We start from the raw sequence: 16,092 nt of genomic DNA, 5'->3' as shown, positions 1-16,092 counted from the left end.
CTCAAAAAGGAGTTATCTGCCTGGCAAAAACAACGCAATCAAAGTCTATCAACAATTCAATGGAAATTCACAAAGCAAGATGCTGACCAAAAACTACAGAGACACTATACATGAAATTATTTATTGGAAATTATACTAGTGCCGTATGTTCTTCTTTCTGAAATCTTGACCGTACTTTCTTACAAGCATTCCAAAAAACTTGCGAATTTTGTTTTGGATTATATTTTAACTGATATCAGATTTATCCTTATTGAGAGCATTACTCTTGAAGAGCTCTCTTTTTGGAGAGACATAAGTACAAAAATTTCTTTTGCAGACATTACTCTTGTATTTCTTGCGTACAAATACAATGCTTCCCTTGTTACTTTTGATAAGGAGCAGGAAAAATTATATTTGAAATACAAATAGAAACAAAACAATTTCGCAGGAATTATATCATTTGCACGAAGAAATTGGGAATGAATCGCGATGCGATGATTCTACGGTGAGGTTCTTTTAGTTTTTTGTCTTTTCTCTCGCGGTATTAGTCATAATTCCGCGGATTTTATCACGATAATCATTCAATGATTGTGGATTGTTAGGATCAATTTTTCCTAAAGATGGTCCCTCATGCCACTGACTTTTGAGAGTTCTTCCAACGCCAGCATAATGCGACACAATAAGGGCATCTTGAAGGTTTTCGGTGAGTGTAAATGTCTTGGAGAGTTCGTTCTCATGATAATTGTAATTTGCCTCCCACAGTTTTAAAAATCCTTCAATTGAGGAATCGATATTAAATGGATTGAGATGCAAATCTTCAGTATTTCCTCTATTAAACTGGAAAATTCCCATACATCCAGTAGTAGATATTTCAAATGGCTGGAATCCAGATTCATTATTTGCTATTGCGATCATCACCGCTTTTAGGTCTTCTTTTCCAAAAAGATGGACAAGATTGTTCTCATTTGGGAGAGAATCTACTGCGGTTGCAATTTTACTTTTCACTTCCGCTGATTTTTCTATATGTAAAATTTTCGTCGATTTAAAAACCGATTCCATCACTTCCCATCCGCCCCAATCCTTTCTCATTTGTAAAATATCCACAGAGCTCAATGTCGGTATTTTATCTTCAAGCCTTTCTCCAGGTTTTACAAAATCTTCAACGAGTCTAATTCTCGTCATCACATTTTTTGGGAATTCATATCCAGGATGATCTTTTGTATATTGCGTAGTAAAGACATCTATATTTCTATTGTCCTCAGAAAAATAATCCTGCAGGAGCTCATCTTCCTCAAGACTGTTTGCATATTTTTCTCGAAGCTCCTGCTCTTTTGCTGCATCAGGGAAATCTGTCTCCTTGAGAGTGGCGAATGGTGCAGGAATTCCTAAAGAATTTTGTGGAGTTTCACCGACTTTTGCAACGCTTGGTGACGATGGAAGGCGTTCAAACGGCTCAAATCTATCTCCATTTACGATAGGAATATATTTCCCACTTTCATCAACATATCCGTTTCTATTTTGACCGCGAAATTCTCCGCTTCCTCGCCTTCCCCAAATCGGAACATCTGAGCCCTCTTTCCAAACGCGTACAAATTTATATTTTATCGGCAAAATATCGCCAAGACCGACATTCTGAAGAGCATCAGTACCTGCTGGAAATTCCGCTTCGTAGACAAGAATTCCCTTTCCTTCGACCGTCTGCGTTGTAAGTGTAGCAACGCTTGCCAAAAGACTCTCTGGATCGCTTTTTCTCACTATTTCTGAAAATCCTTTTGTTTGAAACAAATATTTACTGTCTTCTGAAAGTTTATATTTCTCTCTGAGATCCAAAAAATCTTTAAGTGGCTTAAATTTTCCTTCAGGAGCATTTTTCGCTTGCTTCATGATTTCTTCCATATTTCTCCCCACAACTCCGAACATTTCCCTGCTCTTTTCATGCAGTTCATTCTTCTTTTCTATCGAAAGTTTTGAAAGCTGTTCTTTGTCGACCTGAAGTCCATCAAGTTGCTTTTGCAGCCCTTCAAGTTCTGGATTTTGTATTTCGCCGACATTTGTAGGAGAATCAACCATTTTTTAATGAATGTAAAAATTCTTCAAAAATTTGAATGTTTTTCGCAGTGAGATCAATGTGCATTTGCGTGAGTTTTATATCCATTCTCAGCTTTTCATTATCTTTCTCAAGAGTTTGGAGTTTTTGAATTTGTGATGATGTTTGTGTTTTTGCGGGCATAGGGAATTATTGAGGAGGAGATTACTGTGCTTGTGCTGGAGCGCCAGGAGCAGCTGCTGGAGCTGGTGCTGGTGCAGGTTGAACTGCGGGTCTTACTGGAGATTGAGCTGGAGTTGTTGTTGCCACTCCGCCTTTTAATTCAGTAATTTTAGCGAGAAGATCTGATTCGGTTGTTATCTCGAAACTTTCAACTCCCACTTTTACGGTCCACGACGTTTTTGCATCTTTGGTTGTGATGACGACATCTTTCAGAGGAGGAGTTGTTCCAATTTGATTTAATTTTATTGTGACTTCATTTTTATCGTCGATTTCTACTTTTATATTCGCTTCTGGAACTCCAAATGTCGCCGCATATTTTTCTTGAGCAATATTAATAATTTGTTCCTTGGCATACTCAGCACCAGTAATAGCAGCAATAACATCTTCTAAGGATTTTCCCTTTAAGGAATTATACATTTTATCGATTTGTCCTTTTGCTTTATCAAGCTCGGTTTTCGCTTTACCTGCTTCTGTTATTCCGTGAGTAACATCGCCCTGCCAAAGTTTTTTAATGCCATCGACCACAGGAACGAGTGAAGTTTCTTGTATGGGATCCAAATCTAGAGTATTACCACCATTTTCTAATGGTGCCGAAAGTGTAATTTTAAATTTATCTCCTTCTAGCAGAGCAATTTTATCTATTGGCAGTTGTTTATTTCCCACCATCTGCAAATTTTTTATTGTGGCGCCATCATCATCAACTGCTACCTTTCCCACATGCAGTTCCTCTGCAATTTTTTCAGTAAGCACTGGAATGAGACTCTCGCTTGCGGCTATTTTTTTTACCTTTTCAGGTGTTCCAGATTTGATCTCCAGATCGAATTCTTCTTCTGTTCCCTTAATTCCTTTTTGTGCAAATTGATAAATTACTAATAATTTTCCTACCGACTTTTCGTCTTTTATCTTTTCTGCAAAAACTTTTTTATTCTCCTCATTTACAATTTTAATTTTCCCCTTTTCCTCATCAATAAATTTTCGTACAGCTTCTTCCGTTGCTCCCCCTTTTATCTTCCCATCTAAAGTTTTAATAAAATCTCCTGTTCCAAATGTTTCGATTGAACTCAATGTTAAATCATCAGGCTTAATCGAATATCCTTTCGTTCTCATTAATTCAGCAAACTTTTTAAAATTCGCATCATCTAAGCGGGCATTCATTTCCTTCATGAAATCTTTATCTTTATTTGCAGGTACGCCAAGAACATTATCCCTCAAAGCGATGATACCTTTTTGCCAGTCTTGTGCCTGCACAACATATTTTTTGCTTTCCATAAGTTTTATGGTTGCGTTGAGATTGGCTTTTATCCACAATTTATTATAAAAACTGTCGAGCTCTGTCCCAATTGCCCATCCAAAACCTTCCTTTATCCACTCGATAAGCTTCAAAAAAATTCCGCTCGCGATCGATTCTCCAAAAGGGAGTTTATCTGTAAACTTCGTCACAAAACCTTCTATTGCTCTTATTCCTTTCTCTTGTGTCGAAAGTTTCGCCTTTTCATTTTTTTTCGCGGCGTCAATACTCTCATTCATCTCTGTCTCGAGCGTTTGGATCGCGATTCGGAGTTGACCAATATTTGTAATATTTCCTTCCTTCTGTAAACACTGAAGTACATCACTGCTGTCGTTATCCGAAATTAATCCTTTCTTTTCCAAAAAACTCTGCCACTGTTGCTGTGCTTCGATTTTTTCAGGACTATCTTTAAGCGTGGAAATCAAATCGTTAATTTGATTTATATCATTTTGTAAAACTCCAGAAACACTTATGAGTGCGTCTTCAGACACTTCTGTTTTTTTGGTTTTTTCCAATGCTGCAACGGCAGCTTCTGTCAGATCTAGATTGGCATTCACTTTATTTTTTTCTTCCTCTGCCTTTGGTTTTTGCTCTTCTTGTGCCATATGTTTTAAGAAAGTTGTGCTTCAAAATTGCTTAATTGTCCTGTTTCCGCCTGCCGATAAATCTCCTCACCCTTCTTCCGAATCAGTTTCTGCATTTCTCTTCCCTTTGCGCGTATTTTGTCCGCCTCTTCTTTGGGAATCATTGCTGATCTTTCGTCATTAATGCGCTTCGTAAACGTGATCACGAGAGTAGAAATATGACCTTTGTGTTCTTCGTCTGCCACGCATGCAAGCGTTATCAGCCTGTCCTTTTCTGCCTGAGGGAAAGGAGCGTTTTCGATGAGCGCGACGAGTTCGTCTGTAGTCATGGAAGAAAAATATGTTTTAAAAAGTTGAGAATTTTTTGCAGAAATGTCAGTTGTTGTTTTGGTGGATTTTTAAAGGGAGCTGTTTTTGTTCCTATTAAAGCGGATTCTTTTTGGAAAATGGTATCCATTTTTGTTTCGGCCATCGGGACTTCAAGCTCACTATGATGTTTTTTAGATATCTCTCGGATTTCATCTGCTATTTTCCCGCCCCGTATTATTTTTGCCCGCATATTTCGCCTTTGCTGCGCTGTCATCCGTATATTTCCCCTCCACATTGGCTCTGATTCCATAAATTTCAGTGAAGTATTCATAGTATTCTAGCACAAAAATGAGATTTTTTCAAAGGAAAAGAAAGAGGAGCAATTTGACATTTTGAAGCCGATATTTTTCAAAAACTTTTCAGAACTTATAAAAATAAGAAAGAGGAAATCGTAGCTTTTAAAGCCGAGTTTTCCAGAATTCTGAAATGATGAATTCTGAGTTTTGAGAATTTTTTCTGAGAATTCTGAGGGGTTGACAAATTCACAGAAGATATCTTAATGAGAATATTCTCTTGCCTTTCTTGTAAAAAGTGGATAAAATCTCCCGTCGAGAAGTTAAAAAGGGTATGGGAAAGGGAAGGGAGAGGGCGTCTAACCCAACTCAATGAGTTTTTTAAACTCAGATATCTCTAGCGTGAATAGAGCCGCTCAAAGGAAAAGACATGCACGCATTAAAGTCTTTTCCCCATTTTTTTCGACGTGGAATCGTATTGAGGGTGCATTACCTCTTCGAGAAAAGAAGATTGAGAGGAGCTTTTTCTGGAGAGTAATTTCCTTTAGCACAGTTGGATTTTTCTCCCTTGCAATTCTCCCCCAGGTGGTGAGTACAGAAGAGGAGTTTTGGCTCGTGCCCGATGCTCCCGAAGTATCGTCGACACTTGAGAAAGTAGCGAGCCTTGGAAATGATGGATTTATTATGAAACCAGAGATTGTCAATGCTGAAGGGAATAGAACAGGTTTAACGGATATTGTCTATTACGAGGTTGAAAAAGGAGATACTATTTCTAGCATTGCTCAAAAATTTGGTGTCACGAGAAGAACCATTTCCGAGAGCAATGAAATGGGGAATTCAAATTATCTCAAAACAGGGCAAATCCTCAAAGTTATTGCAGTAAACGGGCTCGTACACACGGTAAAAAAAGGCGAATCGGTGAAAAAAATTGCAGCAAAATATAGTGTAAAAGAAGAGGATATAATTGCTCAAAATAAACTCGAAGCCTCAGAAGAGCTTTCGGAGGGAGCGGATCTTATTGTTCCCGGCGCAAAAATGCCAGAACCTCCTCCACGTATTGTCGTGACGCAGCCAAAATATCCAACTGGTATTCCTGGAGATCCGAGTTCAGAAGTTGCTGCTAATGGAAAACTCATCTGGCCTACAGCAGGAACGATCACTCAAAAGTTTCATAGTGGTCACTATGGCTATGATATTGCGAATAGATCGGGAGGAAATATTTATGCCGCGGCTGATGGTGTTGTAGAAAAAGCTGCGTATGGATGGAATGGTGGATATGGAAACGAGGTAATTATTGATCATGGGAACGGGATGAAGACTCTTTATGGTCATAATCGAGAACTCTATGTTTCTGTAGGACAGACCGTGTCTCAAGGGCAGGTAATTTCTGCTATGGGGAATACAGGACGAGTATATGGCGTCACAGGAACGCATTGCCATTTTGAGGTGATCATAAATGGAGTTAAGAGAGATCCCGGGATTTATCTAAATTAAGTAAGGAAAATTTTTTGCACCTCAGAGCCTCTCGAATATCTCGAGGAAGCCTATTTCCTTTGAAAGAAACTTTTCTACGGCTTCATCATTTCTTTTGCACAGTTCCGCACATGCTTTCTCTCCTTTTTTTAGCGCATTTCGCGCGAGCTCTAGAGAGGGGAATCTCTTCTCATCAGGTGGGAAGAATGTGAGTTTCATGCCGTTTAAATAGAGTTTTTCTGGAGAATCTTTGTGAACACCAAGCGCTTCGGAAAGTATCATCGCTATGGTTTCCTTCATATCTGGATTTCCTAAATGCGCCACAATTTGTCCATCTGAAAATTGTACTGCAGCATGAAGAATAGCTTCTGGATGAATTACCACTTCAATTTTTTCGTGAGGAATTCCAAAGAGTCGGACAATTTCAATCATTTCAAATGCCTTGTTCATGAGCGTGGCAGAATCGATGGTAATTTTTTCCCCCATTTTCCACCGAGGATGCCGGAGCGCTTGATCTGGAGTCACATTTCGAAGTTTTGAAATCGGCCATTTTTTGGCATCGAAAAATGGACCTCCAGAACACGGAAGAAACACTTTTTCTACATGCGATATTTTTCGATGTTTGAGGAGAAACCACAGAGCCGTGATTTCAGAATCTACAGGAAGAATTCGAGCACCTGTTTTTTTTGCGGTTTTTACCAGGAGTTTTCCAGAAATAACGAGAGATTCTTTATTCGACAATAAAAGAGTTTTCCCCTCTTTTACCACCTTCATGCTTGGCAGAAGTCCACGACTTCCCGGAAGAGCATTCAGGCAATGTTCATACTTGGAAATTGACATCATCTCGAAAAGTCCTTCGTCTCCCGAGAAAACATGTGTTTTCGGAAATTTTTTCTGGAATTTTTGCGCTACTTTTGCATCATGAATATGGAGATATCTTGGTGAAAATTCCTGAAGAATTTCTGTAATTTTCGGCTTTTTCCTTCCAAAAACAGAAATCCCCTCAAGGCAAAAGAATTTTTTTAGGGACCGCAAAACTTCAAGTGTTTGAGTCCCAATTGAGCCGGTTGCTCCGAGAAGAAGAAGCTTTTTCGGATAGCCGCTCATTTATAAAATGAAATAAAGAGTTATTCCTCCGGCTCCTAAAACTATCAATTGTGCCAGTACAACACCCCAAAATAGAGAGCGGGATCCAAAAAAGTACACAATTCCCATTTTCATAATCGTATTCACGACAACAGCAAGAAAAATGACCTGAGCTCCAAGAAAAAATGCGATCTTTTCCGATCCTGACAAATTTGCCATGGCAAGAGTAATCGCATCAACATCAGTAAGTCCCGCGAGTCCTCCTGTTACGAGAAGCCCTGCGTTTGCGACGACATCAAGACTTTGAATTTTTTCAGAAAGAAGCACAATTCCGAGAAAAAATGCTCCGAAAATGAGCGCTGGCCGAAGCTCGAAAGGATGAGTAACTTGAATCGGCTCCTCCAAATTATTGTTCTTTCGACTCTGAAAAAAAACAATACCACCAACAAGAGCAAGAGTAACAATTCCCATTACAAAAAGTGGCCAAACGAGAAAACTCAGGAGATCAGGAGAAAGAAAAGAGATCTCAAAAATTACCCGAAAAAACATAATTCCCGATGCAATCAGAATAGCAATAGCATAAGGAGTACCTTGCTTCTGATTCCGAGATTCGAGTGAAAGAGCCGTGGTCACTGCAGTAGAAGAAAGAAATCCTCCAATTATTCCGGAAAGAAGAATACGTTTTTGTACTCCCACAATTTTTGAGAGGAAATATCCTATGAATCGAATCGCGGCAACAAACGTCACCATAAGCCACACGAGCCGAGGTCTCCAATCAAAAAATCCCCAGGGATCGACCCAACTCGAAGGCATTACTTGAAGGGTTACAAACGAAATGAGGAGAAATTGAAGAATCGCAAGAAGCTCTTTGTGGTTGATATTTCGTGCCACTCCATGAAGAATTTTTTTCAGTGCGAGAAGGCTGGTGAACAAAATACTCACCGTAATAGCAAAAAATATTTGATTCATGGCGACAAGAACTCCAATAAGAAAGCTTGCAAGACTCGAAAGCTCTGAGGTAATGCCGTTTTCTTTTTGTTGGAAAACTTGAAATGTGTGAGAAACAAGAGAAAAACCGAACACTGCGAGAAAAAGAATGATGAGAAACCAAATATTTTCAAATGTTTGAAAAAGATACATTCCCAAAAACCCAAGAATTCCAATCATCGCAAAAGACCGAAGACCGGCCGGTTCGAACTCCGCGGGGGCATCCTGAATGTGCATTTCTCGCTCAAGACCTATGAGTCCGGCGAGCGCCGTCGCCATAATGATCTGCAATAGGAAGGATATGGGGCTTTCCATTCGTCTCTTAAAAAATCACTTATGAACATTGTACAAAAAAAAGCTCTTGAAAAAAATGTCGATATAGGGCGAAAATGAACAGGGATATATTGGATTCTCAAGATTTTCTCTTTCTGAAGCGGTTTTAAAAGATAGAGTGTTCATCTGTACTTTTAAAATTCGTTGTCAAAGAAGGGATTTATACGGAAAATCGCTTGACAAAAAGCAGAATACACCCTACAATTAGACCTTAACGCTCCCTCATTTTTCTTGAACATCTCTCAAATGAACTCCATTTTCGAAAATGAGCAGGCAAAAGTGAAGAAAGTAGAGAAAAAACTCTCAGAAAATTCTTCATCACATGAAATTCCTTCCGCCGCAGAAGTGCGAGCTGCTGCCCTGCAGGTAGAAACATCTTCTGGAGCTCAGGATATTTTGATGGGAATGGAAGGAAATGAGATCAGAGAAGCAGTTTCTGGAAGGTCTGAAAAAAAGGGGAGTTCGACTCAAGGATCACAGTCATCTGGAACTTCGGATGAAGCTACCATTCGAGTACAGCTTCAGGCACAGATAAAAATACCGGAGAGAAAGGTGATGGTCCGAAAAGTGAAGACGGCAGTCCTCGAGGAAATGCAAATTCTCGAAAAAGAAATCAAGCACCTCAAAAAAATTGTTCTAAAGTCAGCTCAAAGATTGGCTGATGTAGTGCAAAAACTCCGAAATCTCAAAGAAATTCTTCGAAGTGTTGCTACTTATGCCATCGAGTTTCTAAAAAAACTCTATGAAAAAGTAATGAAAAGGGAGTCGCTTGCGTAGTCAATTACGAACTTGAAAGTGAATAGCGAATAGCTAAGAGCGGGAACGCAATATTTTTCGTTCTTAGCTCTTCGCTTTTAGCTATTAACTCTTGTTTTCTCGTCATCCGCAATACTTTTTGCGATAATGGAACTGAAAAAACACTATGTCAAAATTCCAAATTTCACAGCAGCAGCAAAAAATTATCAAGGAAATCGCACAACTCAAAAAAGAAAAAAATGCGATTCTTCTCGCGCATAATTACATGCGTCCAGAAATTTTTGAAGCGGCAGATGTATGTGGCGATTCTTTTGAACTTTCCAAAAAGGCGATGGAAACAGATGCGGAAATTATTGTATTTGCCGGAGTACATTTTATGGCGGAAACGGCAAAACTCCTGAATCCAGAGAAAAAAGTATTGCTCCCATCTCTTCGAGCCGGATGTTTTATGGCAGACATGATCACCGCTGATCGGCTCAAAATTATGAAGCAAAAACATCCAAATGCGGGAGTCTGCCTTTATGTAAATTCAGCGGCAAGTGTCAAAGCAGAGGCCGATATTTGCTGTACATCTGCAAACGCAGTGGAAATGGTGGAGCGCCTTCCGCACGATGAAATCATTTTCGCTCCTGATAAACATCTTGCTGAATACGTTGCCACAAAAACCAAAAAGCGAATCATTCCGTGGTCAGGATTTTGTCACGTTCATACAAATTTTTCTCATGAAAAAATCGTGCGAGCGAAAGAAAAATATCCACACGCGAAAATTATGATGCATCCAGAAACACCAGGCGAATTTTTGAAATACGCAGATCATATCTGCGGAACTGGCGGAATGATCACTTTCTCCAAAAAAGATGATGCGAAAGAATATCTTGTAGGAACAGAAGAAGGAATGGTGTGGCGGCTTCGCAAAGAAGTTCCTGAAAAGGAATTTTATCCGCTCATGGGAAGCTGTATTAACATGAAACAGATCACGCTCGAGAATATTCGCGAGAGTTTAATTCAAGAAAAATATGACATCACCATTGATCCGAAGATTTTTGAGAAGGCGAAGAGGAGTTTGACGAGGATGATGGAACTGTAGCTAAGAGCTAATAACTAAGAGCGAAGAGTTTTTCGCTTTTAGCTATTCGTTCTTAGCTATTAGCTACTTTCTGCTTCTCCATAAAAATATTGAAGGACGTCTTCATGCTTCAAAAATTTTATTGGAATATTTGGATATATTTTTCGAAATACTTGAGAAGACAAAGAAGTATCTTTTGCTCCTTGAAACTTCACTTCCAGAGCATTTTTTCCTTCTACAACAAAATCTACTTCATGCTTCTTTGTATCACGCCAAAATTGAATGTCCTCCAGCGCTGTTCGAAAAAGAAGTTCACGAAAAACAATATTTTCGAGATAGTTTCCTTTATCATTTCTCTCAGAAAGAGAAGTAAAGTTTTTGAGAAAATGATTTCGAAGACCCAAATCATAGAAAAATACTTTTTGCATTTTGGTAAGTTCTTTCCGAATATTTTTCCAAAATGGTCTTATAAGAGCCACGTGAAAAGATTTCTGCATAATATAGAGATACCTCTGAGCAGCAGTTGTAGAGAGCCCAAGGGTATTCGAAAGTTCGTGGATATTTACGAGTTCTCCGGAGTGATTTGCAAAAATTTTAAGTAAGTAGAAATATTTTTCAGGATTATCAACATTTGCTTCGAGGACATCTTTTTTTACATAGTCATAGCCCAAATCTGCTAATCGTAATTTTTTTTCCTCGGGATCTTTGAGAAGCACAATTTCTGGATATCCACCGAAAAGACAATATTCATCAAAAAGACGTTCCGCTTCGTGGACATACAGCGGAGAAGATATGTTTCCCAAATGAGAAAGAATATCTTGCTGTCCCTTGAAGACAAGAAATTCGCGAAAGTTCAGGGGATATAAATAAAAAATACGTTTTCTCCCTGCAAGACTATCAGTAAATTTTTGATCAATATAAAATGAAGACGATCCTGAGACGATAAGTTTGACACTGTCTTTATACGTATCAAAAATAAGTTTGAGGAAATTCGATGGATTTTGAAGATACTGAATTTCATCTAAAAAGAGTATTTGTTTCTCTTCTGGACTTAATTGTGTCATTTGGAAAATCTGAAACGGATGTTCGTCGAGTTTTTTCCGAATACTAAAATCTTCCAAATTAAAGAAAAAACACTTTTTTTCTTCTCTGATGGCATTATCATAAAGTTTTCGAAGCACACTCGTCTTTCCCACCTGCCGAGCTCCAAGAATGAGAAGAATAAGATTGCTTTCCAGATTTTGCCGTAGGGACACCTCAATATCTCGAGGGAAATACATATTTTAAGAAATATTTACTTACAAAATCAATATATCCTGAATTTTTTTATTTGTAAAGTAAAAAAATTCTAAATAATACAGAATACATCGATTTTTTCATAATGGTCTGTAAAAAAATCAATTAAAAACATACAATCCTTGAAATTTTTACTTTAGAAATAAAAAATTCTCAGGATTTTGTATTTCTTAAATAAAAAATCTCCAAATCATCATTGATCCGAAGATATTTGATGCGGCGAAGAGGAGTCTTCAGAGGATGATGGAATTGTAGAGACGTAGCCACGAAGTGGAGCCTTCGGCTCATACTACGTCTCTACGGTGATTTATCCCGCTTCTATTTCTGCACAAAGCTCAAAACAGCTGTATTGTTTTGCACTTTGATCTTTGAGTTTTTTCATTTTGAATCCTCTATTTCCTTTGTTACTTGCTCCGTAAGTACATCTGCTTTGAGCTCCGCCTCTTTTAAATACTGCAGAAGCTGGTTTTGATCTTTTTCTAAAATACGTCCTATTTCTTGGATTTGCTCTTGAGAGAGCTTTGGAAGGATATCGAGCAATAAAACTTTTGTTTTTGGATCGAGACTGCAGTTTTGAAGGTAGCCGGCGAACTCTTGAGGAGTGATCATGAGAAAAGAGAAATATAAAATTTAGTTGGGAAGAATTCTTCCAAAAGGTGCTGAGCTCGGAGTTTCAGGGACCAATGCTTCAGAACTTTCTGCTTCAAGAGAAACATCCTCCTGCCCTGATGATTTCTCCTCGAGAATTTCTTTTGCGATTTCTTCTGGAACAGGCGCATCTGTGTCAAACAAATATGAATATCCGTAAGGGAGCGCTATGGAAGCTGCTGTGACGGCAAGTCCAGTTCGAAATGCTCTCTTTTCTAGTCCCTCTGCCATTGTTCCTTTTCCAGCTTTCAAAAACTTTCCCGCTTCTTCTAAAAATTTTCCTACTCCTTTCGTTTCAATGATCTTTTTTATGGGCCCCCATTCTTTCATGATTTTAGCTGCAGTTTCTGCTGCCCTTCCTCCTTTCGTGGCGAGAAGAGCTATCTTCCCTCCCATTTCAAGTGGAACAGCGGCACTTGCTGTGCCTGCACTTCCAACAAGTGCAGCAATTGTTCCCGCATCACTCAAAAGATTGACAATCCCCCATCCTAAACTCGATAAGCGACCTACGTCTCGTCCCGTGAAACGTTCTTTTCCATAAATAACATTATAGCCCATGGAAAGTGTTCCTGTAATCGGAGCGACATCAACAACAAGTTGCAATGCTTCCGGCCCCAATCGCTGAAAGATACTTAGTAATTCTTCTTCAGGGTTGTTTTTGTACTCACTAAAGGCTCTTACTGCCATCATAACTCCAGCTAATCCTATCGAAAAACGAAGTTTTCCTCTGACTATTTCTTTCGCCTCCAGGGCAATTCCTCCGCGAGCTCCTTCTACGGCAAATTTGTACTGATTTCGTAATCCTCCTCTCCGCAAGCCTCTTGGGATTTTTTTCCATATGGCTTCAAGTTCCGTAAGTTGTCTCTCTCTCCTTCCAAGAAAAGTAGAAATATCTTGTTTTAATTCCTCAAGATATTTCGTTTTTTCAGCTTCATTTGCTAGACCCTGTATACTCGCTGAATTCTTTTTAAAAATCTGATTCATTCCGGCGAATTCACCTTCCACTTGTGCAGTAGCTCTTCGAAAACCTTCTATGAGTTCCTTAGTTTCTTTTTTCGGGTCTAATTTTTTTATGGTTTCAAAATCTATAGGAGAAAATCTTGAGGTGAGTCCTCCTGCTTGAAATGTTTCTATTGCACGAGCCTCCCCAATAGCACTAAACTTTTCTGCCACATCCTTGCTAGCAACTCTTCTTGCTGTTTCAAGTGATTCACTAAGTTGCTGAGGATTTTTTCCTTCAAATATTTCTGCAATATCAAGAGGTTTTGAATAATGAATCTTCGATGCTCCAAAAGGATATTCACCTTCTCGAATTTCTTCGATAGCTTTCCCCATGGTCGACGGCATTCCCTCAATCCCTCTTCTTTTCGCCTCATTTACGAGTTTTTCATAAACTGTATCGAGCTTTGCCGTATTTATTCCAATGGATTTTTTGATACTCGCTCGCTTTGCATACAGCTCCATGAGATCAATAATCCCTTCATTTGCAAGTATTTTTTTCCCAAGAGGAAGTTTTCGAAGAAATTTTTCAGGGATATCCCGAAGCTCTTTTCCCACTTGATCAACAACTTCTCCTCTCTGGGCAATAAGTTCGCTTGCATGCACAACTCCCTTTCCGACATTTAGTGCAAATTTTCCAGCTTTGACGGTGATATATGCGGGAACAGCAAATCCCATAGCAACACCAAATCCCATGGCGTGACCACCATGAAAAACACCACCAAGAACCATAAATGGAGCGGCGATTCCACCATATTGACAAACAGCCTCTTCAGCACCTATATCCTGAGCAATGGCCACATGGTACAAAAGGCCAACAACATCGCTGGTAGTATTGCACATTACTCCAAATCCATTTCCAATAATTGCCATGCCTGTCTCTGAAAGAACGACTCTCAGCTCAAGACCTTTTTTGTTTTCTTCTGCAATAATTTCGTAAAATCCCTGAATCCACTTAACTGAAAACGGCTGAAATCCTTTTTCTTTCTCGAGAGCATCAATTTTCTCAACCAAATGCGAAGTTTTTGGGTTTGCTTTGAGCTTTGAAAGAATATCAGCGCATAAATTGACTTGCCATGCATGGAGTTGTTCCACGCTCTTTCCCACAATGGTAACGCCAAATTTATAGAGGAGAGTATAGTTTTCATCATCGCCAAAAGCCTCCTGCAATTCAGCATTATCTTGGTCAGAGATTTTCTTCTGTATCCTCTGATAATCTTTGTACAGACAGTAGAGAAGAAATGCTCCCATTCCTTTCCAAACAGCTTTTCTAAGTCCAATTTTCTTTAATAAAAATATTACGGTGCCTACAGAAAGAATTCCCTCACCAAAACCGACCAATGCTTCCTGAAACTCATTACTCTTCAATCCGCCCTTACACATGAGAGTTATAAGGGAAATTGGGTTTAAATTATTCAGACTTTCTGCATCAAGTGGTAGAAAATTTCCCAAAAAAGGTATTTCTTTCGCATCTTCCCTGAGCATTTCAATATGTTCTTTGAGATATTGGAGGAATTTCCCTATGGTGACTTGAATTTCTCCACTTTTTAAGAACTCCAAAACATCTTTCAGTATTTCTGGTGCATCTATAATTTTAACAGCGTCCTGAATTTCTTTCGGAACAATATCATCAGCAATAGGTATTTCTATGCCGAGAGCTTTTAGTCCAAAGTATACTCCAAGTGCGAGAGGAAGATGTTTTGCTACACTTATTCCCAGTTTTGCTAATTTTGTTGGACTTAAAAGAGTGCGTCCTATAAGGAACAGGATGAAACCAACACCAACGGCTCCACCAAGTTTCATCATCTCACTGCTTATTGTTTTTCCCGCTATGACCACAGAATTCCCCTGAAGCGCCGCTTTGAGTTTGTCTATTCCAAGAGTTCCTTCCAGTTCTGTAACCGAGTCAACGATATCTTTTTCTGTGATATTTTTGAGAAAATCGAATTCTATTCCAAAAGGTCCGAGAATTCCTTCCAGTTGAGCTTTTGCTGCGGTAAGAGCTTTTGTAAAACTCGGGTCTTTCAAGAGATCTTCTATTGCTTGCTCTGCTTTTTCACCAATGCCAGCCGCACCGGCCACTTTTGCTGCGACATAATTCCATACTTCTGGCGGCAGTGCTATCCCTTTGTCATATATGAGTTTTAAAAATGCAATCGGTCCTTTTGCCGCTGCTGCTAAAACTTCTGAGAGTGTCACCTTTCCTCGCATCGCTTCGATAAGAGCTCCGCCGGTTATTCCCAGTGCACCGAGTCCTGTGGTAACGAGTAAACCTTTTACTATAGACCCCAATATTCCTCCTTCACTTCCTTCTTTAATTCCCAAAACACTTTCTGTAAACCATCCGACAACTCCCTTCGCTTCTATATAAATCGCTTTCAATCCTTTCGCAACGAGTATTCCCGCACCGAACATAACTGCGAGTTTAATACTTCCCTTTGCATAATCGCCTTTTTCAAAATCACTCATCATCGTATCAACCTGTGTGGTTACAAATTTTTCAACTCGTTGATATGTGCTGGGTTTTTCCGGCGTTTTTTCTATCTGTTCTCTCACTTCCGCCGCATATTGTTCAGGAGGAAGTGTTTCAGAAGTTTCTATCTGTTGCGCTACCTTGTCAGTATTTTCAAGAACTTCTTGATCTACTACAGCAGGTGACGACTGCTCTTTGAGCACTTCAGTATTTGCCGCTGGTTTCGTTGATGAATCTTGCTGATGTGCCATAA

14 protein-coding genes are annotated in these 16,092 nt (G+C 39.2%); 4 read left to right on the top strand and 10 right to left on the bottom strand.

The window, feature by feature from the left end:
* The first annotated feature begins 138 nt into the window (after positions 1–138).
* Positions 139–408 (top strand): PIN domain-containing protein, encoded by a 270-nt coding sequence (locus HZA38_00645; protein MBI5414009.1) that lies wholly within the window; start codon positions 139–141, stop codon positions 406–408.
* 87 nt (positions 409–495) lie between these two features.
* On the opposite strand, the gene HZA38_00640 is transcribed toward HZA38_00645, so the two are convergent.
* Genes HZA38_00640 through HZA38_00620 form a run of 5 tightly spaced genes read right to left on the bottom strand, consistent with a single transcriptional unit; the run spans position 496 to position 4,760 of the window.
* A complete protein-coding gene (locus HZA38_00640) occupies positions 496–2,049 on the bottom strand; it encodes a transglycosylase SLT domain-containing protein (GenBank protein MBI5414008.1) in 1,554 nt (517 codons plus the stop codon).
* The gene (locus HZA38_00635; GenBank protein ID MBI5414007.1) at positions 2,042–2,209 is read right to left on the bottom strand and encodes a hypothetical protein; all 168 of its coding nucleotides are present in this window, start codon (positions 2,207–2,209) and stop codon (positions 2,042–2,044) included. The genes HZA38_00640 and HZA38_00635 overlap by 8 nt, the downstream gene beginning before the upstream one ends.
* Positions 2,210–2,230: 21 nt before the next feature.
* Positions 2,231–4,141: a hypothetical protein gene (locus tag HZA38_00630; protein MBI5414006.1), complete on the bottom strand. Its 1,911-nt coding sequence runs from the start codon at positions 4,139–4,141 to the stop codon at positions 2,231–2,233.
* Positions 4,142–4,146: 5 nt separating this feature from the next.
* Positions 4,147–4,449 carry a hypothetical protein gene (locus HZA38_00625; GenBank protein MBI5414005.1) on the bottom strand — a complete coding sequence of 101 codons (303 nt, stop codon included), beginning with the start codon at positions 4,447–4,449 and terminating at the stop codon, positions 4,147–4,149.
* Entirely contained in the window at positions 4,446–4,760 is a 315-nt protein-coding gene (locus HZA38_00620) for a hypothetical protein (protein ID MBI5414004.1), read from the bottom strand. The genes HZA38_00625 and HZA38_00620 overlap by 4 nt, the downstream gene beginning before the upstream one ends.
* Positions 4,761–5,310: 550 nt before the next feature.
* Here HZA38_00620 and HZA38_00615 point away from each other — a divergent pair.
* Positions 5,311–6,216 (top strand): M23 family metallopeptidase, encoded by a 906-nt coding sequence (locus HZA38_00615; GenBank protein MBI5414003.1) that lies wholly within the window; start codon positions 5,311–5,313, stop codon positions 6,214–6,216.
* A gap of 21 nt (positions 6,217–6,237) precedes the next feature.
* On the opposite strand, the gene HZA38_00610 is transcribed toward HZA38_00615, so the two are convergent.
* Both HZA38_00610 and HZA38_00605 read right to left on the bottom strand, forming a co-directional pair.
* Positions 6,238–7,302: a 1-deoxy-D-xylulose-5-phosphate reductoisomerase gene (locus tag HZA38_00610; protein MBI5414002.1), complete on the bottom strand. Its 1,065-nt coding sequence runs from the start codon at positions 7,300–7,302 to the stop codon at positions 6,238–6,240.
* Positions 7,303–8,583: an MgtC/SapB family protein gene (locus tag HZA38_00605; GenBank protein ID MBI5414001.1), complete on the bottom strand. Its 1,281-nt coding sequence runs from the start codon at positions 8,581–8,583 to the stop codon at positions 7,303–7,305.
* Positions 8,584–8,847: 264 nt separating this feature from the next.
* Here HZA38_00605 and HZA38_00600 point away from each other — a divergent pair, with 264 nt between their 5' ends.
* Positions 8,848–9,378, top strand: a complete 531-nt coding sequence (locus HZA38_00600; GenBank protein MBI5414000.1) for a hypothetical protein — start codon at positions 8,848–8,850, stop codon at positions 9,376–9,378.
* A gap of 145 nt (positions 9,379–9,523) precedes the next feature.
* The gene (nadA, locus tag HZA38_00595; GenBank protein ID MBI5413999.1) at positions 9,524–10,444 is read left to right on the top strand and encodes a quinolinate synthase NadA; all 921 of its coding nucleotides are present in this window, start codon (positions 9,524–9,526) and stop codon (positions 10,442–10,444) included.
* A 59-nt stretch (positions 10,445–10,503) separates the two neighbouring features.
* Here nadA and HZA38_00590 read toward each other — a convergent pair whose 3' ends face one another.
* The 3 genes from HZA38_00590 to HZA38_00580 form a co-directional block, all read right to left on the bottom strand.
* Positions 10,504–11,703 (bottom strand): ATP-binding protein, encoded by a 1,200-nt coding sequence (locus HZA38_00590; GenBank protein MBI5413998.1) that lies wholly within the window; start codon positions 11,701–11,703, stop codon positions 10,504–10,506.
* A gap of 394 nt (positions 11,704–12,097) precedes the next feature.
* Positions 12,098–12,328 carry a hypothetical protein gene (locus HZA38_00585; protein MBI5413997.1) on the bottom strand — a complete coding sequence of 77 codons (231 nt, stop codon included), beginning with the start codon at positions 12,326–12,328 and terminating at the stop codon, positions 12,098–12,100.
* Positions 12,329–12,349: 21 nt separating this feature from the next.
* Positions 12,350–16,090 carry a hypothetical protein gene (locus tag HZA38_00580; protein MBI5413996.1) on the bottom strand — a complete coding sequence of 1,247 codons (3,741 nt, stop codon included), beginning with the start codon at positions 16,088–16,090 and terminating at the stop codon, positions 12,350–12,352.
* Positions 16,091–16,092 lie beyond the last annotated feature (2 nt).

The sequence above is a fragment of the Candidatus Peregrinibacteria bacterium genome, from assembly GCA_016220175.1.
Classification (GTDB): domain Bacteria; phylum Patescibacteriota; class Gracilibacteria; order CAIRYL01; family CAIRYL01; genus JACRHZ01.
The sequence above is the reverse complement of the archived record's forward strand: the minus strand, read 5'-3'. Positions and strand labels throughout refer to the sequence as shown.

Bases quoted from the DNA above. Each gene is read 5' to 3' on its own strand.
- HZA38_00630 (MBI5414006.1), bottom strand. From the start codon at position 4,141: ATGGCACAAGAAGAGCAAAAACCAAAGGCAGAGGAAGAAAAAAATAAA.
- HZA38_00605 (MBI5414001.1), bottom strand. From the start codon at position 8,583: ATGGAAAGCCCCATATCCTTCCTATTGCAGATCATTATGGCGACGGCG.
- HZA38_00590 (MBI5413998.1), bottom strand. From the start codon at position 11,703: ATGTATTTCCCTCGAGATATTGAGGTGTCCCTACGGCAAAATCTGGAA.
- HZA38_00600 (MBI5414000.1), top strand. From the start codon at position 8,848: ATGAACTCCATTTTCGAAAATGAGCAGGCAAAAGTGAAGAAAGTAGAG.
- HZA38_00580 (MBI5413996.1), bottom strand. From the start codon at position 16,090: ATGGCACATCAGCAAGATTCATCAACGAAACCAGCGGCAAATACTGAA.
- HZA38_00635 (MBI5414007.1), bottom strand. From the start codon at position 2,209: ATGCCCGCAAAAACACAAACATCATCACAAATTCAAAAACTCCAAACT.
- nadA (MBI5413999.1), top strand. From the start codon at position 9,524: ATGTCAAAATTCCAAATTTCACAGCAGCAGCAAAAAATTATCAAGGAA.
- HZA38_00625 (MBI5414005.1), bottom strand. From the start codon at position 4,449: ATGACTACAGACGAACTCGTCGCGCTCATCGAAAACGCTCCTTTCCCT.
- HZA38_00585 (MBI5413997.1), bottom strand. From the start codon at position 12,328: ATGATCACTCCTCAAGAGTTCGCCGGCTACCTTCAAAACTGCAGTCTC.
- HZA38_00640 (MBI5414008.1), bottom strand. From the start codon at position 2,049: ATGGTTGATTCTCCTACAAATGTCGGCGAAATACAAAATCCAGAACTT.
- HZA38_00610 (MBI5414002.1), bottom strand. From the start codon at position 7,302: ATGAGCGGCTATCCGAAAAAGCTTCTTCTTCTCGGAGCAACCGGCTCA.
- HZA38_00620 (MBI5414004.1), bottom strand. From the start codon at position 4,760: ATGAATACTTCACTGAAATTTATGGAATCAGAGCCAATGTGGAGGGGA.